The organism is Arcobacter defluvii, assembly GCF_013201725.1.
Lineage (GTDB): Bacteria > Campylobacterota > Campylobacteria > Campylobacterales > Arcobacteraceae > Aliarcobacter > Aliarcobacter defluvii.
The window spans coordinates 1178683-1199344 of sequence record NZ_CP053835.1; the positions used below are offsets into that span (position 1 = coordinate 1178683).

At 25.8% G+C, this 20662-nt stretch carries 25 protein-coding genes; 17 read left to right on the forward strand and 8 right to left on the reverse strand.

The features are described 5' to 3' along the window. Positions 1 to 16: 16 nt before the first annotated feature. Positions 17 to 571: a UbiX family flavin prenyltransferase gene (locus ADFLV_RS05930; RefSeq protein WP_129011075.1), complete on the reverse strand. Its 555-nt coding sequence runs from the start codon at positions 569 to 571 to the stop codon at positions 17 to 19. 199 nt (positions 572 to 770) lie between these two features. Here ADFLV_RS05930 and ADFLV_RS05935 point away from each other — a divergent pair, with 199 nt between their 5' ends. The 15 genes from ADFLV_RS05935 to ADFLV_RS06005 all read left to right on the forward strand — a co-directional run bounded on the left by ADFLV_RS05935 (position 771) and on the right by ADFLV_RS06005 (position 11257). After that, a complete protein-coding gene (locus ADFLV_RS05935) occupies positions 771 to 1406 on the forward strand; it encodes a recombinase family protein (RefSeq protein WP_014473933.1) in 636 nt (211 codons plus the stop codon). A gap of 70 nt (positions 1407 to 1476) precedes the next feature. After that, positions 1477 to 1923 carry a 50S ribosomal protein L9 gene (rplI, locus tag ADFLV_RS05940; protein WP_014473934.1) on the forward strand — a complete coding sequence of 149 codons (447 nt, stop codon included), beginning with the start codon at positions 1477 to 1479 and terminating at the stop codon, positions 1921 to 1923. Positions 1924 to 1926: 3 nt separating this feature from the next. Continuing rightward, entirely contained in the window at positions 1927 to 2463 is a 537-nt protein-coding gene (gene hslV, locus ADFLV_RS05945) for an ATP-dependent protease subunit HslV (protein ID WP_014473935.1), read from the forward strand. Between the two features lie 6 nt (positions 2464 to 2469). Then, positions 2470 to 3798: an ATP-dependent protease ATPase subunit HslU gene (gene hslU, locus ADFLV_RS05950; RefSeq protein WP_014473936.1), complete on the forward strand. Its 1329-nt coding sequence runs from the start codon at positions 2470 to 2472 to the stop codon at positions 3796 to 3798. Between the two features lie 63 nt (positions 3799 to 3861). After that, positions 3862 to 4167, forward strand: coding sequence for a hypothetical protein (locus ADFLV_RS05955; RefSeq protein WP_014473937.1), 306 nt, complete (start codon positions 3862 to 3864; stop codon positions 4165 to 4167). A 14-nt stretch (positions 4168 to 4181) separates the two neighbouring features. Further along, the gene (locus tag ADFLV_RS05960) at positions 4182 to 4970 is read left to right on the forward strand and encodes a TatD family hydrolase (RefSeq protein WP_129011074.1); all 789 of its coding nucleotides are present in this window, start codon (positions 4182 to 4184) and stop codon (positions 4968 to 4970) included. A gap of 35 nt (positions 4971 to 5005) precedes the next feature. After that, positions 5006 to 6235, forward strand: a complete 1230-nt coding sequence (locus ADFLV_RS05965) for a lytic transglycosylase domain-containing protein (protein WP_129011073.1) — start codon at positions 5006 to 5008, stop codon at positions 6233 to 6235. Continuing rightward, on the forward strand, positions 6219 to 7190 hold the full coding sequence (locus ADFLV_RS05970) for a septal ring lytic transglycosylase RlpA family protein (protein WP_129011072.1): 972 nt from the start codon (positions 6219 to 6221) through the stop codon (positions 7188 to 7190). Before ADFLV_RS05965 ends, ADFLV_RS05970 begins: the two co-directional genes overlap by 17 nt. 9 nt (positions 7191 to 7199) lie before the next feature. Beyond that, positions 7200 to 7772: an imidazoleglycerol-phosphate dehydratase HisB gene (gene hisB / locus ADFLV_RS05975; protein WP_014473941.1), complete on the forward strand. Its 573-nt coding sequence runs from the start codon at positions 7200 to 7202 to the stop codon at positions 7770 to 7772. Next, the gene (locus ADFLV_RS05980) at positions 7769 to 8266 is read left to right on the forward strand and encodes a KdsC family phosphatase (RefSeq protein ID WP_129011071.1); all 498 of its coding nucleotides are present in this window, start codon (positions 7769 to 7771) and stop codon (positions 8264 to 8266) included. Before hisB ends, ADFLV_RS05980 begins: the two co-directional genes overlap by 4 nt. Beyond that, positions 8257 to 8787 carry a hypothetical protein gene (locus ADFLV_RS05985; protein ID WP_014473943.1) on the forward strand — a complete coding sequence of 177 codons (531 nt, stop codon included), beginning with the start codon at positions 8257 to 8259 and terminating at the stop codon, positions 8785 to 8787. The genes ADFLV_RS05980 and ADFLV_RS05985 overlap by 10 nt, the downstream gene beginning before the upstream one ends. A gap of 11 nt (positions 8788 to 8798) precedes the next feature. Next, positions 8799 to 9290 (forward strand): lipopolysaccharide transport periplasmic protein LptA, encoded by a 492-nt coding sequence (lptA, locus tag ADFLV_RS05990; protein ID WP_014473944.1) that lies wholly within the window; start codon positions 8799 to 8801, stop codon positions 9288 to 9290. Further along, complete coding sequence (gene yihA / locus ADFLV_RS05995) at positions 9290 to 9892, forward strand: ribosome biogenesis GTP-binding protein YihA/YsxC (RefSeq protein WP_014473945.1); 603 nt, start codon at positions 9290 to 9292, stop codon at positions 9890 to 9892. Before lptA ends, yihA begins: the two co-directional genes overlap by 1 nt. Then, a complete protein-coding gene (locus ADFLV_RS06000) occupies positions 9882 to 10343 on the forward strand; it encodes an N-acetyltransferase (protein WP_118917005.1) in 462 nt (153 codons plus the stop codon). The genes yihA and ADFLV_RS06000 overlap by 11 nt, the downstream gene beginning before the upstream one ends. Positions 10344 to 10405: 62 nt before the next feature. Next, entirely contained in the window at positions 10406 to 11257 is an 852-nt protein-coding gene (locus ADFLV_RS06005) for a transglutaminase family protein (protein WP_129011070.1), read from the forward strand. Positions 11258 to 11284: 27 nt separating this feature from the next. Here ADFLV_RS06005 and argC read toward each other — a convergent pair whose 3' ends face one another. The 3 genes from argC to pdxR form a co-directional block, all read right to left on the reverse strand. Continuing rightward, positions 11285 to 12238, reverse strand: a complete 954-nt coding sequence (gene argC, locus ADFLV_RS06010) for an N-acetyl-gamma-glutamyl-phosphate reductase (protein WP_129011069.1) — start codon at positions 12236 to 12238, stop codon at positions 11285 to 11287. 77 nt (positions 12239 to 12315) lie between these two features. After that, positions 12316 to 12837: a GrpB family protein gene (locus tag ADFLV_RS06015; RefSeq protein ID WP_129011068.1), complete on the reverse strand. Its 522-nt coding sequence runs from the start codon at positions 12835 to 12837 to the stop codon at positions 12316 to 12318. A gap of 28 nt (positions 12838 to 12865) precedes the next feature. Then, entirely contained in the window at positions 12866 to 14233 is a 1368-nt protein-coding gene (pdxR, locus tag ADFLV_RS06020) for a MocR-like pyridoxine biosynthesis transcription factor PdxR (RefSeq protein WP_129011067.1), read from the reverse strand. An 89-nt stretch (positions 14234 to 14322) separates the two neighbouring features. On the opposite strand from pdxR, the gene ADFLV_RS06025 reads away from it, so the two are divergent. Together ADFLV_RS06025 and ADFLV_RS06030 are read left to right on the forward strand one after the other, a co-directional pair. Further along, on the forward strand, positions 14323 to 14688 hold the full coding sequence (locus tag ADFLV_RS06025; protein WP_129011066.1) for an FMN-binding protein: 366 nt from the start codon (positions 14323 to 14325) through the stop codon (positions 14686 to 14688). An 11-nt stretch (positions 14689 to 14699) separates the two neighbouring features. Continuing rightward, positions 14700 to 15299: a pyridoxamine 5'-phosphate oxidase family protein gene (locus ADFLV_RS06030; protein WP_129011065.1), complete on the forward strand. Its 600-nt coding sequence runs from the start codon at positions 14700 to 14702 to the stop codon at positions 15297 to 15299. Between the two features lie 7 nt (positions 15300 to 15306). On the opposite strand, the gene ADFLV_RS15205 is transcribed toward ADFLV_RS06030, so the two are convergent. From ADFLV_RS15205 to ADFLV_RS06050, 4 genes are read right to left on the reverse strand one after another with little or no spacing between them, the layout of a single operon-like run. Continuing rightward, entirely contained in the window at positions 15307 to 16962 is a 1656-nt protein-coding gene (locus ADFLV_RS15205) for an efflux RND transporter permease subunit (RefSeq protein WP_129011064.1), read from the reverse strand. Between the two features lie 10 nt (positions 16963 to 16972). Beyond that, positions 16973 to 18532 (reverse strand): efflux RND transporter permease subunit, encoded by a 1560-nt coding sequence (locus ADFLV_RS15210; protein WP_129011063.1) that lies wholly within the window; start codon positions 18530 to 18532, stop codon positions 16973 to 16975. Positions 18533 to 18541: 9 nt separating this feature from the next. Beyond that, entirely contained in the window at positions 18542 to 19300 is a 759-nt protein-coding gene (locus ADFLV_RS06045; RefSeq protein ID WP_129011062.1) for an efflux RND transporter periplasmic adaptor subunit, read from the reverse strand. Beyond that, positions 19300 to 20649 (reverse strand): TolC family protein, encoded by a 1350-nt coding sequence (locus ADFLV_RS06050; RefSeq protein WP_129011061.1) that lies wholly within the window; start codon positions 20647 to 20649, stop codon positions 19300 to 19302. Before ADFLV_RS06050 ends, ADFLV_RS06045 begins: the two co-directional genes overlap by 1 nt. Positions 20650 to 20662: the final 13 nt, after the last annotated feature.

The following is a 20662-nucleotide window of genomic DNA, read 5'->3' on the forward strand; positions in this document are numbered from 1 at the left end:
ATTTTTTTTAACATATTTAATTCCATCTTTTATATAAATTATTATCTATTTTTAACAAATCAAACCATTTACCAATCAAAAATTTTTCCATCTCTTCCAAACTTTGTTGATTACTGTAATAGCCTAAAATTGGAGGAGCAATTATAACTCCTAATTTAGATAATTTCAACATATTTTTCAAAGTTATTGTATTAAGAGGCATCTCTCTTGGCGCGATTATAATATCTCTTTTTTCTTTTAACATAACAGAAAAAGCTCTTGTGATTAAAGAATCTGCAATGCCAACACTACATTTTGCAAGAGTATTTTGAGAACAAGGAAGAATAATCATTTTATCAACTTTAAATGAACCAGATGCAATACTTGCACCTATATTTGAATCTTTAAAAATAGTGATATTTTTATAATCTTTAAATAAATCATCTATTTGTAGATTATTTTCAAGCTTTAAAGCTTTTTTTGCACTTTTTGAGAATACCACAAATATTTCAAAATCTTTTGGTAACTCTTTTATAAAATTGATACCAAGATTAGTACCGCTAGCTCCTGAAATTGCTACTGTTATTCTCAAGTAAAACCTTTTATTTTTATATACGAAAACTGATAATATCAAAAAAAAACTTTCAATTATTTTAATATTATTTTAACATGATTTCTAAGTTGAAATTAATCTTATGAGTGATAACATTTTGTATAAATAATATATATAAAAATTAAACATAATGTTTAATAAAAAATATTTTAATTTACTTTATGTAAAAGGATTTTATATGTCAAAAATTTTTACTTATATAAGAAAAAATCAAAATAATGACAAATATACACAAGAACAAAAAGAGTCTATACAAAAATATATAGATAAACAAAATATTCAAGTATTTAAAAATATTGAAATAAATATTAGTACACCAAATGAAGAAAAAAATATTTTAGAATTATTACAAAACTGTGAAAAAAATTCTACTATTATTGTATCAAATTTGAATGTTTTTGGCAGAACAATAGAAACTATTTTAGAAATAGTAAAATTCTTATTATCAAATAAAATAAGAATTTTAGTTGTTGAACAAAATCTTGATTTATTAGATGATAAAGATATGTTGACACAAATGATATTAGGTGTTATTTCAATGACAGTTAGTTTAGAAAAAGAGTTAATGAGCTTAAGAACAAAAGAAGCATTAACAGCAAAAAAACTAAATGGTATGGCTTTAGGAAAACCAAAAGGAACTATACAAAAATCAAAATTTGATTTACAACGAGATAAAATAGAAGAACTTTTAGCTGTTGGTTTGAGTGTAAGAAAAATATCAAAATTATTAGGTTATAACAATCATATAGGATTAAATAATTATGTTAAAAAAAGAAAAATAAAAGCCAATCTAAATAAGCCAAAAGAGATATAAAATAGGCTTTTTATAATGATTTAAAAAAAATATAGTAAAATAAAATTAATTAAAATTGAATGGAGTTATTGTGAAAGTATTATTAACAAAAGATGTAAAAAGTTTAGGAAAAGCTGGTGAGATTAAAGAAGTAGCTGATGGATATGGAAAAAATTTTTTAATAGGAAAAGGTTTAGCTCTACACGCAACAACAGAAGTATTAAATAGATGGAAAGCAGAACAAAAAAAACAAGCTTTAAAAGAAGAACAAGAAATAGCAAATGCTAAAGAGTTAGCAGAAAAATTAAATGCAACAAAATTAACTGTAAAACACAAAGTTGGTGCAAATGGACAATTAATTGGTTCAGTAACAAATAAAGAAATAAGTGAAGAATTAGAAAATCAATTTTCAATTATGATAGATAAAAAGAATATCTCTTTAGATAAAAAAATCAAATCTGTAGGAATTTATGAAATTGATTGTAAATTAGGACATGCGATTCATGCAACTTTAAAAGTTGACATAATTGGAGAATAATAAATGTTTGATGCTACAACGATACTTGCATATAAAGGTGCAAACAAAGCTGTAATTGGTGGAGATGGTCAAGTTACTTTTGGAAATACAGTTTTAAAAGGTAATGCTACAAAAATAAGAACACTTTATAAAGACCAAATACTTGCAGGATTTGCAGGAAGTACAGCAGATGCTTTTAATCTTTTTGATATGTTTGAAGGGCATTTAGAAGCTTGTAAAGGTGATTTGTTAAAATCAGTAATTGCATTTTCAAAAGAGTGGAGAAAAGATAAGGTTCTTAGACGTCTTGAAGCTATGATGATAGTTTTAAATAAAGAAAAGATTTTTATTTTAAGTGGAAATGGTGATGTTGTTGAACCTGAAGATGGATCAATTGCTTCAATAGGAAGTGGTGGAAATTTTGCTATTTCTGCTGCACGTGCACTTGCTAAGCATTCAACTTTAGATGAAGAAGAGTTGGTACGTGAATCACTTATGATTGCAGGTGAATTGTGTATTTATACAAATCAAAATATAAAAATATTAAAGTTAGAGGATTAAAAAAGTATGGATATGACGCCAAAGCAAATAGTTGCCTACTTAGATGATTATATTATTGGGCAAAATAATGCAAAAAAAACAATTGCGTTAGCTTTAAGAAATAGATATAGAAGAATGAAAGTAGAGCCAAAACTTCAAGAAGAAATAATGCCTAAAAATATTTTAATGATAGGTAGCACAGGAGTTGGTAAAACTGAAATTGCAAGAAGATTAGCTAAAATGATGGGCTTACCATTTGTAAAAGTTGAAGCAAGTAAATATACTGAAGTTGGATTTGTAGGTCGAGATGTTGAATCTATGATTAGAGATTTAGTATATGAAGGAATAAATTTAGTTACACGTGAGTTTGAAGAAAAAATAAAAGATAAAATTGATGATGAAGTAAATAAAAAAATTATTGAAAAATTAGTTCCACCACTTCCAGAAAGTGCAAGTGAGAGTGCTAAAGAATCTTTTATTAAAACATACAATACTATGGAAAAAAAACTTCTAGAAGGTGTTTTAGATGATAAAAAAATAGAAATAGATATTCCTAAAAAAACACATATAGAAATTTTGGATTCATCAATGCCTTTTGATATGAGTTCTATGCAAGAAAGCTTAAATAAAATGCTTGGTGGATTAAACAAAGATACGATTAAAAAAGAAGTAACAATTAAAGATGCTAAAGTTTTATTAAGAGGTGTTGCAAGTGAAAGTTTACTTGATTCTGAAGCAATAAAAGTTGAAGCATTAAAAAGATGTGAAAATGGTGGGATTATTTTCTTAGATGAAATTGATAAAATTGCATCAGGTAAAAAAAATAATGGACAAGATCCATCAAAAGAAGGAGTTCAAAGAGATTTACTTCCAATAGTTGAAGGTAGTTCAGTTCAAACAAAATTTGGTCAGATAAAAACTGATCATATTTTATTTATAGCTGCTGGGGCATTTCATGTTTCAAAACCAAGTGATTTAATTCCTGAACTTCAAGGAAGATTTCCCTTAAGAGTAGAATTAGAATCTTTGGATGAAGAAGCATTATATAAAATTTTAACAAATACAAAAAATTCACTTCTTAGACAATATAAAGCGTTATTAGCAGTTGAAGATGTTGATTTAGAATTTGACGATGAAGCAATTCGAGCATTTGCAAAATATTCTGTAACAGCTAATGAAAAAACGGAAGATATAGGTGCAAGAAGACTTCATACAGTTATTGAAAAAGTTATTGAAGATATATCTTTTGAAGCTGATGAAAAAAAAGGTACAAAAGTTGTTGTTACAAAAGAACTTGTATCTGATAAATTAGATGACATTGTTGATAATGTAGATACAGCAAGATACATTTTATAAGAGTCAGAGATATTAATAATTTTTTTGATAGAATTAATATAATAAAAAAGGGGAGATAATATTATGAAAATTGTGACATTTTGTGAAATAGATGAATCTTTATTTAATCCTGAATTTACAGTTGAGTATTTTCATACAGGAACAAGTGGAGATGCAGATATTGTGATTTTAAATATTGATTCAATATTTGAGTTTGAAGAAAATAAATCAAAAATATGTAAAGATAAATTTGTTTCTATTGCTATAATTGATGATGAGAGTGATTATGAAGCTTTTAAAAATTTTGGAATAGATGCTTGGATTAAAGCCTCAGATATTTCTCAAATAAACAATATTATCAACCTAGTAAATAAAAGATTTTTATCATAAGTTAAGGATTTATCATAATTATAGATACCCATTGTCATTTAGACAACAAACAATATTATGAAGATATACATAATGTTATATCAAACGCACTTCAACATGGTGTAAAGGGATTTTTAATCCCTGGAGCTGATTTTAATGATTTACCACAAGCTATAAAGTTAGCTGAAAAATATGATGAAGTTTTTTTTGCTGTTGGGATACATCCTTATGATATAGATATGTATACTGAAGAAATGATGGAAAAATATGTAAATCATCCTAAATGTATTGCTATTGGTGAATGTGGATTAGATTATTTTAGGTTACCTGAAAATGAAGAAGAAAAAATTGCAAATATAAAAAAACAAAAAGAAGTATTTATATCTCAAATAGAATTTGCAAAAAAAGTTAAAAAACCTCTAATCGTACATATTAGAGATGCTTCAAATGATTCAAGACAAATTTTGATTGATAATAATGCAAAAGAAGTTGGTGGAGTTCTACACTGTTTTAATGCAAGTGAACATTTACTTCCTTTATCTGAACATAATTTTTATTTTGGAATAGGTGGAGTACTAACATTTAAAAATGCAAAAAAATTAGTTGAGATTTTGCCAAAAATTCCTAAAGATAAATTATTGATTGAAACAGATGCTCCTTATCTTACTCCTCATCCTCATAGAGGTGAAAGAAATGAACCTTTTTATACTACATTTGTTTCTCAAAAAATGTCAGAATTATTAAATATTAGTGATGAAGATATTCAACTACTAACTACAAATAACGCAAAAAAATTATTTAAAGAGTTTTCTAGTCTTTCTTAGATATAATCTAGGCTATATTAAGAAGAGAGGACTTTTTGAATAAATTTTTTTTCATACTACTTATTTTTGTAAATAATCTTTTAGCTAACATTTCAAATGAATCAGATTTAAAAATATTAAAAGACTTGGATTTAGATAGTTCTTTTGTAAATGAATCTTCTTTTCAAAGTATCTTTGAACAATACTCATCAAATAAAAATATAAATTATTACAATAATATATTAAAAAAATCTTCTTTAAATGCTCAAATCGTAAGAGAAGAAATTGAAAATGAAAATCTTCCAGAAGCAGTATTTTTTATTCCAATGCTTGAATCAAGTTTTGTAAATCATGAAAAAGGCAAGAAAAATCCAGCTGGTATATGGCAAATTATGCCTCAAACAGCTATAAATCTTAAATTAAGAAATGATGAATTTATAGATGAGAGATTAGATTTAGTAAAATCTACAGATGCAGCGAGTTCTTATATAAAACGGTATTATAATAAATTCAATAAATGGTATTTAGCACTTCTTGCTTACAATTGTGGAGAAGGGAGAGTTATCGAAGGTATTGCAAGAGCTTCTCTTGATAAATATTTAGAAGAAAATCCAAATTCAAATAATGATGGAACAATAAGAGTTTATAAAAGTTATTTAGAAGATTATAAAAAAAGTAAAAGTGGTTTAAGTAATTTATATGAAATTTATAATCAAATAGGAAAAAGACAAGGATATTATGATTTTTCTTATTTAGTAAAAAATAATAGTAAAAATTTATATCTTCCTACTTCAAGTTTAAACTATATTCAAAAAATAGTTGCATTTTCAATAATCGCAAATAGAGATTTATTTAAAAGTATAAATAACAAAAGTAAATATCAATTAGAAAAAGTTAAAGCACATAAAGGATTACAATTAAAATCTTTAGCAAATATTGTAGGAATGAATTACAATGAATTTAAAAGTATAAATAAACATATTAAAAAAGAGACACTTCCAACTGATTCAAAACTTTATAATATATATATTCCACATAATAAAGTAGAAATTTACAATCAAAAAATACTTTTTGTGAAACCAATAAAACAAGAAATAAAAGTAAAAGAACCTATAAAAAAAGTGGTAGAAAACAAGAAAAAACAAATAATATATATTGTAAAAAAAGGTGATTCTTTAGAGTTAATTGCGAAGAAATATAAAGTAAATTTAAAGAAATTAAAACTTGATAATAATAAAAAATCAAATTTAATAAAAATAGGAGAAAAAATTGAAATTAATAAATAATATGAGGATTAGTCTATTTTTAGTAATTATGAGTTTATTTTTATTTACTGGTTGTTCACAAAAAAATTATAGTGATGATTATATGAAATTTTATAAAGATACAAAAAATTCAAAAATTAATAATTCAAAAGAGATGCATAGATATACAATGAGACCTTATAGTGTATTTGGAATAAAATACTATCCATTTATTGCTAATATTGGAGATAGATTTGAAGGGATAGCATCTTGGTATGGACCAGATTTTCATACAAAAAAAACTTCAAATGGTGAAGTTTATAATATGTACGATATGACAGCTGCTCATAAAACTTTACCTATGAATACAGTTTTAAAAGTAGAAAATTTAGATAATGGAAAATCGATAGTTGTAAGAGTTAATGATAGAGGACCTTTTGTAAAGGGAAGAATTATTGATTTATCAAATAAAGCTGCAAATGAAATTGATATGGTAAGACGTGGAACAGCAAATGTAAAAATAACAGTTCTTGGATATAATGGTGAAATAGAAAATAAAGATGCACCTTATACTGAACTTGCTCAAAATGAGGTAAAACCAACTGTTCAAACAGAAAATATTGATGTTCTTGAACCTTTGGATATAAAAGAGGATAAGATTACAACAACAAATGTTATTATTCCATCAAAAGTTGGAACACCTGTTGTTACAAAAAGCACTACCAAAGCACCAGTTGTAACTACTAAAACAAAGTCAATTCCAGTTTCAAATGGAATATATAGTATTCAAGTTGGTGCATTTAGTAAAATAGAAGGTGCTCAAAAAACAAAAAGTGATTATCAAAGAAAATTTAGTTCAAATAAAGTTGAATCTGAAAAAGTATTTGTTAATGGAAAAACTTTATATAAAGTTTTTATAAAAGGTTTTAGAAGTTATGATGAAGCTCAAAGATTTAAAAATATAAATGGACTAACTAATGCAATGGTTATTAAATAGGATATAAAAATGGTAGAAATTAATAGAAAAACAAAAGAAACTGATATTAAATGTAAAATAAATTTAGATGGTTGTGGCAAATTCAACATAAAAACAGGTGTTGGTTTTTTTGACCATATGTTAGAAGCTTTATCAAAACATAGTGGAATAGATATCGATTTAATTTGCGAAGGTGATTTACATATTGATGCACACCATACAGTTGAAGATTGTGGAATAGTTTTAGGGCAAGCTTTAAAAAAAGCAATTTTTCCAATTCAAGCAGTAGAAAGATATGGAAATGCAACTGTTGTTATGGATGAAGCAGCAACAACTTGTGCATTAGATTTATCAAATAGACCTTATTTGGTTTATGAAGTAAATGTAAGTGGTAAAGTAGGTGAGTTTGATGTTGAATTGGTTGAAGAATTTTTTCATGCAGTTGCAGGAAATGCAGGATTAACAGTTCATATTATTCAAGATAGAGGAAGAAATAAACATCATATTTTAGAAGCTTCATTTAAAGCTTTTGCAGTTGCATTAAGACGAGCTTTAGTAAAAAATGAGAAGTTAGGGATTCCAAGTACAAAAGGTGTTTTATGATTGAATTAATTGTTTTAGATGTTGATGGTACTTTAACTGATGGAAAAATTACTTATTCTTCGACTGGTGAAGAGACAAAATCTTTTGATGTAGCTGATGGTTTAGCAATAGCTGTTTGGACGAAAAATTTTGGGAAAAAAGCTGCTATTATTACTGGACGAAACTCTTCATTAGTTGAAAAAAGAGCAAGAGAATTAAATATTACACATCTTCATCAAGGTGTAAAAAATAAACAAGAGGTTTTAGAAAATATTTTAAAGCAAGAAGGCTTGTCTTGGAATCAAGTTGCTGCAATTGGTGATGACTTAAATGATTATAATATGTTAAAAAAAGTAGGTCTTTCTTTTACTCCTGCAAATGGCACACACTATTTAAAAGATTTTGTAAATGTGATATGTGAAAGAAAAGGTGGAGATGGAGCAGTAAGAGAAATGCTTGAATATATTTTTAAAGAAGATGGATTAGAAGAGGCTTTTGTAAACGCATGGGCATAAAATCTTTTATATTTATTTTATTGCTTATTGCAGTAGCTTCTTATTTTATTCCTGTTAAAAATTTAGAAAAAAATGTAATGGGAAAAGATTTACCTTTAGTTGTCTTTGAAAAACCAGTTATGTATACTTTAGATGATAAAAGTGTACATAGAATAATAATAGCAGAACATGCAGTAAAATATGAAAAAAGAGATGAGATGTTTGATGCTAATATTACATTAAAAAATCAAGATTCTACAAAAGATTATAAAAATGAAAATCTAAAAGCTGATTTGATTATTAAAAGAGCTGATGTTTATACTTTAACTAATAATGTAAAGTATAAAAGAGATGATTTTATAAAATTAAATACAAATGAATTAATATATGATGATATTAAGAAAATAGCAAAAAATAGTAAACCTTTTGAAAGTATTTATAATACTCATCTCTTTAAAGGTACAAATTTATATTTAGATATTAATAATGATAATATCACAGCTAAAAATACACATTTTGAAATAGATCTTACAAAAAATTAAAAAGGAAAATAATGAGATATTTAATTTATTCTTTAATCTGTTCTACAATTTTATTTGCACAAACTGAAACTTTGGTAATTGATGCACAAAACTTTCAAGCAGATGATAAAAAAGGAATCTCTATTTTTACAGGAAATGTAAAAATTAAAATGGGACAAGATAAACTAAATGCAAATAGAGTTGATGTTTATTTTACTACAGATAAAAAAACAAATAATAAAGTACCATTAAAATATGAAGCTACTGGAAAAGCAGATTTTGAAATAGTTACAACAGACAAACATTATATTGGAAATGGTGACAAAATTATATATACTCCAGCAAAACAAGAGTATACAATAATTGGAAATGGATTTTTACAAGAAAAAAATGATGATAGAAAAATTTATGGAGATACTATTTATGTAAATCAACTAAGTGGTGAAGCTAAAGTAAAAGGTAGTGAAAATAAACCAGTTAGATTTATAATAAATGTAGAACGTGGTAATGAAGGAACAAAATAATGAAAATAGTTGATGCAAAATTTTTGCAATCTGCACAAAGTGTAAATGATTCACCTGCACCAAATGTAGCAGAAGTTGCTTTTTTAGGACGCTCAAATGTGGGGAAATCTTCACTTTTAAATACTTTGACTAATAGAAAAGGATTAGCAAAATCATCTTCAACACCTGGAAAAACACAGCTAATAAATTATTTTGAAATAAAATTTAAAACTGAAAATGAAGAGATGCCATATTTATTTGCTAGATTTGTGGATTTACCAGGATTTGGTTATGCAAAAGTTGCAAAAAGTTTAAAAGCTGAATGGAATAGAAATTTAACTGGATATTTAGAATTAAGACCAAATCTACAAATATTTGTACATTTAATAGATTCAAGACATCCTGAGCTTGAAATAGATAAAAATGTAGATGAATTTTTATTGGATATAAAAAGAGGTGACCAGATAATAGTTCACGCTTTTACAAAAACAGATAAATTGAAACAAAATGAACTAGCTCAATTAAAGAGAGTTTATCCTGATGGAATTTTTATATCAAATCTTAAAAAAAGAGGTATAATTGACCTTCAAAATAAAATAACAGGATATTTATTTGGAAATTAGATTTTATAAACCAACTGTAGCTGATATACCTCTAATGCAAGCATTAGTAAAAGAAGAGGTTGAAAAAGGAAAAATCTTACTTAGAACAGAAGATGAAATGGCAACAACTATTCGTTCTTATACAGTTGTTGAAGTTGATGGAAAATTAGCTGGTTTTACAGCAACACATATTCATTCTCCAAGATTAGCAGAAGTAAGAAGTTTAGTTGTTGGAAAAGAATTCCGAGGTTTAAAACTTGGTAAAAAACTTGTAGAAGCCTGTATCAATGAAGCAAAAGAGTATGGAATAAAACAACTTTTATCTTTAACTTATGAAAAAGGTTTTTTTGAAAGTTGTGGTTTTAGAGAAATTTCAAAAGAAGAGATCCCTGAGCATAAAATCTGGGCAGATTGCATTAGATGTAAGCATTTCCCAATTTGTGATGAAATAGCAATGGTAATTGACCTTTAAAAGGTTAAAAAATTTAAATTTTTATTGGATATAAATAGAAAATAAGTAATCTAAGGATACATATGCAACATTACAAAATTATCCATAGAACTTATTATAATTATTCTAATTATGTAAATCTAGAAGCTCATTATTTACTTTTGAGACCAAGAGAAAGCCATGAGTTAAGGATTGAATCTTTTAATTTAAAAACAGTGCCAAAATCCAAAATATTTTGGCATAGAGATGTTGAAGACAACTCTGTTGCAGTAGCAACTTTTGATATTTCTACAAAACAACTTTTTATTGAAAGTGAAGTTGTTATTCAGCATTATAATGAAACACCACTTGATTTTATCGTATCTGATTATGCAATAAACTATCCTTTTAGATATTTAGCAAATGACAATTTTATTTTATCTTCATATATGATTTTGCCAGATGAAGATACAAGAACTCTTTTAAATAATTGGATATATAATATCTATAAATATGGTGAAACAATTCAAACATATACTCTTTTACAAAAACTTACAACTTATATATTCAATAATTTTATCTATAAAGTAAGGGAAGAAACAGGAGTTCAAACAGCTAAACAGACACTTTATTATGGTTCAGGTTCTTGTAGAGATTTTGCATATTTATTTATGGAAGCTGTCAAGTGTTTAGGATTGGCTACGAGATTTGTAAGTGGATATTTATATGCACCTTTAATGTCTCACGAAGTAGGTTCAACCCATGCATGGGCTGAAGTTTATATTCCTGGTGGTGGATGGATAGGTTTTGACCCAACAATTGGAGAAATTGTAGGAAAAGATCATATTTCTGTAGCTGTATCAAGATTACCTGATAATATTTCGCCTATATCAGGTTCATTTGTTGGTTCATCAGGTTCAAGTTTAAATGTTGGTGTTTGGGTTACAAAAATATAAAAACAAAAAGTGAGAATTACTTTTTGTTTAATTTTTTCTTGAATTTAAACCTTTAGATTCTTCAAGTCCTAACATAATGTTCATACATTGAACAGCAGCTCCACTAGCACCTTTCCCAAGATTATCAAGTCTTGAAATAACTACCATATCAGTATCATTTTCATAAACAGAAATCTCTAAAGTATTTGTATTGTTACATTTCATTGGATTTAATAAACCTGCATCAAGATATGAATCATTGTTTTCTATTATATTTATAAAAAATTCATCTTTATAATAGTCTTTATATAAATCTAAAATCTCTTTTCTTGAAACTACTTTTTTAAAATCTTTTTTAACTAAATAACTCATCACAAGCATACCTTGTTTGAAGTTTCCAACGCTTGGAGTAAATAGAGGAGCTTCATCTAATTCTAAAACATATTTCATCTCAGGAAGATGTTTATGGTGAAGTGTTAGGGCATAAGGTCTTTGACCTCCAATATCTTCAAATTTTGCTTTTTCATAATCATCAATCATAGCTTTTCCACCACCACTAAATCCAGTAATTGAATGGCAAATTAATTTTTGAGAATTTGCTAATATCCCATTTACAATCAAAGGTTTCATAGCCATGATTAATCCACTTGCATGACATCCTGGAACACAAACTCTTTTAGAATTTTTGATTTTTTCTCTTTGAGTTGGAGTTATTTCAGGAATTCCATAAGTCCAAGAAGGATTTGTTCTAAAAGCTGTGCTTGCATCAATTACTTTTACATTTTCATTTGTGATTAAACTAACTGATTCAATAGAAGCAGCATCAGGAAGACATAAAAATACTAAATCAGCACTATTTAAAAGCTCTTTTCTTTTATTTAAATCTTTTTTCTCTTCTTCTTTTATAGATAAAAGTTCTATTTCATCACGTCCATCTAACATTTCATGGATTTTTAATCCTGTAGTTCCGTGTTGTCCATCTACAAATATTTTATATTTCATTTTTTCCTCAAAATTTATAGTAATTAATTTTTTGATAGTTTATCTAAAAGGTTCTTTTTTGTGATTTAAAAGTGTAGTTAAATATCAATTTTAGTAATAATTGATTTTACAAAAGGGGATTTCTCTTTTCCATATTCTTCTTGTTCAATTATTCCTTTTTTCAAAATCTCTAATTTTTTGTTTTCATACTCTTTTCTTGCGCTTGGATTTGAAAGCATATATTCTTTGTATTTTATCTGTTTTATATGTTCTAGTGAATTGTTTTCTATAACATGCAGATGAATAATATATTTTGAATTATTAAAAATAACTATTCCATCTTTTCTAGGACGTTCTTTTGGAAAAGGATTTTGGCTTATTTGGTCTTGAAAACCTAAAGATTTTATATGATTTATGGCTTTATTTAAATCATTGTTTTTATATAAAATTGATAAATCAATTATTCCTTTTCCACCAACCATAAATGAAGTTGAACCAATATGTATAACTTCAAACTCTTTTGTAGATATAAACTCAATTAAAGCTTTTGCAACATCAAAATAATCCTCATTCCAAGGTTTAAAAGAAGCTTCTATTTTTTCATATTTTAAAATTTTCAATAGATATCCTTTTTACTAAAAATTTATTTTAAACTTTTTTAACTTCAAACCAAATTTCACTAAAAGTTTTTATTGCATTTTCTATTTCAAACTCTTCAAAACCACCAAATCCCAAAGCTATTACTTTTTCAAGATTAAAAAACTCTTTAAAATAGATTTTTACATCTTTTTGTTGAGCTGTTTTTTCAAGCTTTTCATAATCAATATCAATAAGTGGTTTTATCAATAAATTTAAGCCACTTCCTTCTCTTATAATTTTTATCTCATTTTTTAAATAACTTTTTAAATACTCTTTCATTAAATTATGTTTTTTTCTATTTGAATTTCTGATTTTTCTAAGATGTTTTTCCCAATAACCTTCTTTTAAAAAAAGTGTCAATGTTTTTTGAATATCTATTGGAACTTGTGAAAATACAAAATCAAAAACATCATGATAAATATCCAATAAACAGTTTGGCAAAACAATATAAGATACTCTTAACGCAGGAGAAAGAGCTTTTGAAAAAGTACCTAAATAAATAACTCTATCACTATTTTCTAAACTTTGCATAGATGGAATAGGGCGATTATAATAGCTTAGTTCACTATCATAATCATCTTCAATGATAAAAGCATTATGTTTTTTTGCCCAATTTATAAGTTTTATTCTATTTGCAATTGGCATTGTTATTCCAGTTGGAAATTGATGTGAAGGAGTTGTATATAAAATCTTTGAATCAGTTTTTTCTAAAAAATTAAAATCCAAACCATCTTTATTTACAGGAATGTCATTTATTTCAAAAGAAGATAACTCAAATACTTTTCTTGCAACTTTATATCCAGGAGATTCAATAGCAACTTTATTTGAAATTCTTTTTAAAATATTTGTTAAAACAAACATAGAATTAGAAAATCCATTTGTGATGACAATTTGTTCTGTATTACACAAAACTGCTCTTGAGTTTAAAAGATATTTTTTTATCTCTTTTCTTAGTTCATAATCACCTTGAAAATTTGAATATACACCATAATGAACATCTTCTTTTACAACTTTATTATAAAGTTTTAACCAAGTTTGTTTAGGAAAAGAGTTTTTATCAAGACTTGCAGGAAAAAAGTTTATTTTATAGTTTTTATCCTCTTTTACTTCATCTTTCTTATTTTCAATTTGAGTGTTGAATTTCTGGTAAATCTCTTCACAAACATAATAACCACTTTTTTCAATACTTTGTATATATCCTTCGCAACAAAGTTGATTATAAGCAGTTTGAACAGTTGTTTTACTAAGTTTATAATCATTTGCTATTTTTCTTATGGAAGGGAGTTTCACTCCAGCTTTTAGCTCATTTTTTATTTCATTTTTCATTTGTTCATAAAGTTGAATATAAAGAGGTGAATTGTTATAAAATTTATACATAACTGTCCTTATTAAAAAACTAAAAAGTGTATCTTTTATTAGGTACAAAATATTGATATTATACGAATAATTACTTAAAAAGGAAAAAAATGAATGAAAAAATAGAAAATATTTTGAATCATGAAGGTGTTTTTAGTGTAGTTGCTAAAGGAGAAGATTTTCCTCATATTGTAAATACATGGAATTCTTTTGTTATTTTTAAAGACAATAATCTTTTTATTCCAGTTGGAGGAATGGAAATAATGGAAGAAATATTAGAAAATGAAAACAGAGTAATTGTTGTTATTGGGACAAGAGAGCTTGAAGGTTTACATGGAATGGGTATTGGAGTTAAAATAATAGGAAAAGCAGAAATATTTCAAGATATAGAAGAATATGAAGTGATGAAAAATAAATTTGAGTGGGCAAGAGCAGTTATGAAAATAGAAATACTTGAAGCTTATCAAACAACATAAGAAGGAAAAAGATGAGAAGAGAAGAGTTTGATGTAAAAGATGAGAATAGTATAAATGAGATATTAAAAATTTGTGAATATGGCACTTTAAGTTTAATAAGCCAGGGAAAACCATATTGTGTAGCTTTGAATTTTGTATTTTTTGAAAATTCTATCTTTTTTCATGGTGCAAAAGAAGGAAGAAAAATAGAAGCTATAAACTCAAACCCAAACGCAGCTTTTTTAGTAGTAAAACCATACTCTTTTATACCTTCATATTTTAGTGATACAATTGCAGCTTGTCCTGCAACTCAATTTTTTGCTTCAGTTTTATTTGAAGGAAAGTTGGAATTTATAATTGATGGAAATAAAAAAGCTGATGTTTTAAATGCTTTGATGAAAAAGTTTCAAAAAGAAGATAGTTTTGAAGAAATTGCTTATAATAAAGCAATGTATACAAAGATGCTTGATAAAACTGCAATTATTGAGTTAAAAATTGAAACTCAAAGTTGTAAGATAAAAGTAGGACAGAACTTAAATGAAGAGAGAAAAAGTAAAGTTATGGAAAAACTAAAAAATAGAAATTTACAGATAGATGATGAAACAATAAAACAGATGAAAATACATAGTTAAAAAAGATTTATAAAATCTTTTTTAACTGATTTTTTATAATAACAGGCACAAAAAACATAGAAACAACATAAGAGATAAGTGTTCCTCCTATTAGTGCAACTCCAAGCCCTCCAAATACTGCATCATTTGCAATCAAGGCACTAGCAAATACCATCGTTAAAACTGTTAAAATAATAGGTTTTGATCTTGTAGCTGTTGCTTTTGCTATTGCTTCATTTATTGTAAGATTTTTTTCAATTACAAGTTGTTTTGAAAAATCTATAATTAATGTTGAATTTCTTGAATTTATTCCAATAAGCCCAATAAATCCTATAAGTGAAGTTGCTGTTAAATAAAATGTATCTGGTGTTATTAAATCCATAATTACATGAGCAAAGATAACTCCAATAATTGAAATAAAACTAGATAATACAATTCCACCTGATATTGCAAAACTTTTATAATACATAACCATTAAGAAAAATATTAAAACAAGTGCAATGATAAAAGCTCCACCTAAATCAATAAATGTATCAATTGTAACTTTTAATTCTCCATCAAATACTAAATCAAATCTCTCTTTTGTTTTTTTATCGATAAAAGATAGGTTTAGAAGGTTTGTTTTTATCACTTCATAATCATTATTTAAAGTATCTAACATCTCATCTCTTGCATTTAATAGAGGATAAATTTGGCTATCTTTAGAAGTTTCAGCAATAACATTTATCATTAGATTTAGATTTTTTGATGTAATTGTTGGCTCTTTTATAATTTCATTTATTTTTACTAATTCAGAAATATTTATCATATTTCCATCTTTATTCATAAGTTTTAGATTTTCTAATTTAGCGATTAATGCCTCTTTTGAAGAATCTTTTAAAGTTCTAGAATCATCAAGCCTTAAAAATACTGGAATCTGACTTTGTATATTTTTATTATTTACAACAGCAACATTCATACCTTCAAATGCTAAATATAAGATATTTTTTAATTGGTCTAAATCAACTTTACTCATGATAACTTTACTATTATCAACTTCAAGCTCATACATTATAAAATCATCATCAGCTAATACATCAATATCAACTAAAGTTGTTTGATGTTTTAAAATTTGAGCTATTTTTAACGCAAAATCTCTTCTACTTTCGAAACTATTTCCACCATAAATTTCAGATACTATGGAAGCTAGAACTGGAGGACCAGCTGGAAGTTCAATGAATTTAATATTTGCATTATATAAAGCACATTTTTCTTGAACATTTTTTCTTAATTGACTTACTAAATTGTAACTTGTAATATCTCTATCTTTTGCTTTTTTAATATTTACCATTATTTCAGCTTGAGATTCTTTATCTTTTAAAGCACTTTGTTTAACTAATGCTGCAAAATCAAGAGGTTGACCTTCTCCTAAAAAAGCTGAAATATTTGTAATGTTTTCATCTTTTTGAAGATTTTTTACTATACATTGTGTTACTTCTTTTGTTTGACTTAAACTTGAACCATCTTTTAAGTCAACATAAATTGAAAAAGTATCTGAATCTTTACTTGGAAGCATTTTTGCTTTTGTTATGTGTGTTGGAAAAGTTAAAACACTTAAAACAAATAAAATAAAAGTTATTAAATAAACTAAATATGACTTTGTTTTGCTTTGTAAAATATTATATATAAATTTTTCTAATTTCATTTTAAATACCTTACAAAATTTTTTTTACAAAATATGGAGTAAAAGCATAAGCAACAAACAGTGACATAGCCAAAGAAATAGGCACAAACACTGGAAGTGGATGCATAAATTGACCCATCATACCACCAACAAAAAACATAGGAATAAATGTCATTATAATAGCAATCGTAGCTATATTTGTAGCATTTCCTATCTCATTTGTTGCATTTATTGATAAAATAGTTATATCTGTATTTGGAGACTCTTTTTTATGTCGATGAATATTTTCAATTACGATAATAGCTGCATCAACTAACATTCCCAGTGATACAATCAATGCAAAAAGTGTAATTCTATTGATAGTTTCGCCTAAAAAGAAGCCTGTAAAAAGAGTTAATGATAAAATCATTGGAACCATCAATGAAACAATCATTGCTTCTTTTAAACCTAAAGTAAAAATAAGTAATATAGCTATGATTATTATAGAAATTAATAGATTCATAACAAGTTCATTTACAGCATTATTAGCAGTATATCCATCATCTCTTGTAATAGTGTATTTTATATTTTTTGCTAATAATTCATCTTTTATTGAATCCATATAAGAAAAGATTTCTTTATTAATTGTAACAGAATTTGAACCTTTTAATTTTGAAGCACTAAGAGTAATTTGATTTGATTCTTCAAAATCTTCAATAACATCTCTTAAATAAATCAAAGCCTCTTTTTTATTTTGTATATCATAAGATTTTTCTATTGTTGCTATATCTTTTAAATAAATTGGTGTTTGGAAATTGTAAGAGATGATTAGGTTTTCTAAATCTTTTACATTTTCAATTGCTTGTTTTATTCCAAAAACAACAATGTTTTTATCATTTGTATTTGTTGTAATATTTGGTGTTTGATATGATAAAGCTTGAATTTGTTTCATAACTTGTCCTAAAGATAAGTTATAGCTTGAAAGTTTATTTGAATCAACTAAAACATTAAATTGGTCTTTATGTTCACCTTTCAAATCAACAAGAGCAACATTTTTTATTTTATTTATCTCTTTTGAAATACGACTAACTTCATTATAAAGTTCAGTTTTTGAAACTAGATCTTTATCATCTTGTTTTGCACTATAAAATGCAATTGTAGCTATTGGAATATCTGTATCAATATCCATAGTTTTTATTATTGGTTGCATTGTATTTTGTGGCATTAAATCCATATTTCTCATAACTTGATCATAAAGTTTTAGATTTGAAATCTCTTTATTTTCTCCAATATAATATTGAACTTGTACAATTCCCACTGAATCTTTTGCAAAAGAGTAGATATTTTCAACCCCTTGAATCTCTCTAATTTTCTTTTCAAGTGGTTCAATAACTACTTTTTGAATTTCACTAGGTTTTGCTCCTGGAAGTGCAACTATAACAACTCCACCACTTACTTTTATTTGTGGATTTTCTTCTCTTGGCATTATTAGAAGTGAAATATATCCTAAAGCTAAAATAAATATTCCAAAAATCATTGTAAGAGGATGATTTATAAAAGATAAGGAAAGTTTTCCTGCGATATTCAAATTTTTATCAAAATTATTATTCATCAACTCTTCCTAATTTTCTAAATTAAGTAAAATTTTTGAATACATTCCAGGATAGATATTAAAATCTTTTTTATCAAAACTAATTTTTAGTATAAATGAGTGCGTTAAATCAACTGTATTTGGAATAACAGCACTTATTGTTCCTTGTGTTTTAAAGTTTTGAGAAGTGATTTCAACATCGACTTTTTGACCAAGTTTTATATTATTTAGATTTGATTCTGAAATATTTGTTTTTATTAATAAAGTTGATAAATCAGTTAAAACAAACGCTGGCATTCCAGGCATCGACATTTCACCAGCTTTTATAGATTTTTTGATAATTAATCCATCATTTGGAGCTTTGATTTTTAGATAATCATATTGTGTATTTATCTCTTTTAATTTTGCTTTTGTAATATCTAACATATTTTTTGTATTTGCTAAATTTAACTCCATTTGTTCAACTTCATAACGTGATACTAAATCTTGCTCTAATAGATTTTTATATCTTTTTAGATTTACTTCTATATTGTTTTTTTGATTTTGTAAAATTTGAAGATTTAGTTCTATCTCTTTTTTATTTGAATCAATATTTGATGAGTCAATTTCATATAAAATATCACCTTTTTTTACATTTGAACCTTCTTTTACATAAACTTCTTTTATGTAACCCATATTTCTGCTTGTTATGATTTTTTCATTATCTGATTCTACAGTTCCTGATAATTCTATTTGATTTCCAGCAAATAAATTTATACAAAAAAGTGTTGTTAAAAGTGCTTTTATCATTAGTTATTTTCCTCTTTAATATTTTGCCCTAAAATAAGATTTATATTTGCTAAAGCAAGAGATTTTTCATATCTTGCTTGAATTAACATAGATTCATTTTTTCTAAAATTTGCTTCTTGTGAAAGTAGAGTTGTCATAGAAATTAATCTATTTTTATACTGTAATTTTGCTTGCTCTAGTACATTACTTGCTAAGTTTTTTGCTTCAACTTTCTCTTTTAAAATAGCATCTTTAGCTTCTAAATCTAAAATTGCTTTTTTTAGTTCTAGTTTTATTGCATCTTTTAATTTTTCTTGATTTAAAGTTGCTTTTGCATATTCAATTTTTGATTTCTCTTTTTCAATATCTCTTGTTCCATCAAATAAAGTAAGTGAAATTCCAACTAAAGCCATATAATAATCTTTATCATCATCAAGTGTTAATTTATTATCGTTATAACCATATTCTAAATGAGAATAAACAGTTGGATAATATGCACTTTTTGCTATTTCAATACTTTTTTTAGTTGCATTTACTTGAATATCTTGCATTTTAACTTCATCTCTATTTTCTAATGCTTTTTTATATAATTCTTTTTCATTTGGGAAATGAAAATATCTATTTTCAAGTTCTTGTACATCATTTATTTCATCATTTGAACTAAGAAATCTAAGGTATGCTAAGGCTAATTGAAAATTATTTTTTGCTTCAATTAAACTAGCATTTATATTAAGCTCATAAACTTTTGCTTCATTTACATCAATCTTTGTAACAAAGCCTTCTTTATGAAAGGCATTTGCACCTTCAACTATTTTAGAAACAGCAATTTTTGCTTTTTCTAAAGCTTGTACAAAATCTTTTGCAACAACTGCACTATTGTATGCTTTTAAAACTTCAAGTTCTAAAGTTTTTTTATCAAGATTATATTTTAGTTCATTTGCTTTTTCTTGAAGTTTTAAAATATCTTTTTGATTAGATAGTTTAAAACCAGTAAAAAGTGGAATGTCATAAGTGATTTTTGTATTGAAATTGTTTCTAGCATCTGGATAATTTAAATCTACAGGCATTGTATTTAAACCTTCATTCATTTGAGCAAAACCAAAATCTCTAAAAGTTGCTTCTCTTGAAGAGAGTTTTGAGTTAAAAACATATCCAGCATGATCTGTTCTGCTAAATTCTTCAGTTATAGCTAATTTTCCATAATTTATAGAATCAATCATTTGTGAATCAAGTTTAGAAGAATCAATATTTAATTGTTGTTGTTGTAAATCTTTACTATTTTTCAAAGTTTGTTTCAAAACTTCATCAAAGTTTACACTTTGAGCATAAGTCATAGTTGCTAGGATTAAAGATAAATAAATCTTATGCATAAAAAGTATTCCT

What these genes read in the sequence shown, in the direction of transcription:
- ADFLV_RS06025 (WP_129011066.1), top strand. Translation starts at nt 14,323, where the DNA reads ATGAATGAAAAAATAGAAAATATTTTGAATCATGAAGGTGTTTTTAGT.
- argC (WP_129011069.1), bottom strand. Translation starts at nt 12,238, where the DNA reads ATGAAATATAAAATATTTGTAGATGGACAACACGGAACTACAGGATTA.
- ADFLV_RS05935 (WP_014473933.1), top strand. Translation starts at nt 771, where the DNA reads ATGTCAAAAATTTTTACTTATATAAGAAAAAATCAAAATAATGACAAA.
- yihA (WP_014473945.1), top strand. Translation starts at nt 9,290, where the DNA reads ATGAAAATAGTTGATGCAAAATTTTTGCAATCTGCACAAAGTGTAAAT.
- ADFLV_RS05955 (WP_014473937.1), top strand. Translation starts at nt 3,862, where the DNA reads ATGAAAATTGTGACATTTTGTGAAATAGATGAATCTTTATTTAATCCT.
- ADFLV_RS15210 (WP_129011063.1), bottom strand. Translation starts at nt 18,532, where the DNA reads ATGAATAATAATTTTGATAAAAATTTGAATATCGCAGGAAAACTTTCC.
- ADFLV_RS15205 (WP_129011064.1), bottom strand. Translation starts at nt 16,962, where the DNA reads ATGAAATTAGAAAAATTTATATATAATATTTTACAAAGCAAAACAAAG.
- lptA (WP_014473944.1), top strand. Translation starts at nt 8,799, where the DNA reads ATGAGATATTTAATTTATTCTTTAATCTGTTCTACAATTTTATTTGCA.
- ADFLV_RS06030 (WP_129011065.1), top strand. Translation starts at nt 14,700, where the DNA reads ATGAGAAGAGAAGAGTTTGATGTAAAAGATGAGAATAGTATAAATGAG.
- pdxR (WP_129011067.1), bottom strand. Translation starts at nt 14,233, where the DNA reads ATGTATAAATTTTATAACAATTCACCTCTTTATATTCAACTTTATGAA.
- hslV (WP_014473935.1), top strand. Translation starts at nt 1,927, where the DNA reads ATGTTTGATGCTACAACGATACTTGCATATAAAGGTGCAAACAAAGCT.
- ADFLV_RS06050 (WP_129011061.1), bottom strand. Translation starts at nt 20,649, where the DNA reads ATGCATAAGATTTATTTATCTTTAATCCTAGCAACTATGACTTATGCT.
- ADFLV_RS05980 (WP_129011071.1), top strand. Translation starts at nt 7,769, where the DNA reads ATGATTGAATTAATTGTTTTAGATGTTGATGGTACTTTAACTGATGGA.
- ADFLV_RS06045 (WP_129011062.1), bottom strand. Translation starts at nt 19,300, where the DNA reads ATGATAAAAGCACTTTTAACAACACTTTTTTGTATAAATTTATTTGCT.
- ADFLV_RS06005 (WP_129011070.1), top strand. Translation starts at nt 10,406, where the DNA reads ATGCAACATTACAAAATTATCCATAGAACTTATTATAATTATTCTAAT.
- hisB (WP_014473941.1), top strand. Translation starts at nt 7,200, where the DNA reads ATGGTAGAAATTAATAGAAAAACAAAAGAAACTGATATTAAATGTAAA.
- hslU (WP_014473936.1), top strand. Translation starts at nt 2,470, where the DNA reads ATGGATATGACGCCAAAGCAAATAGTTGCCTACTTAGATGATTATATT.
- ADFLV_RS05985 (WP_014473943.1), top strand. Translation starts at nt 8,257, where the DNA reads ATGGGCATAAAATCTTTTATATTTATTTTATTGCTTATTGCAGTAGCT.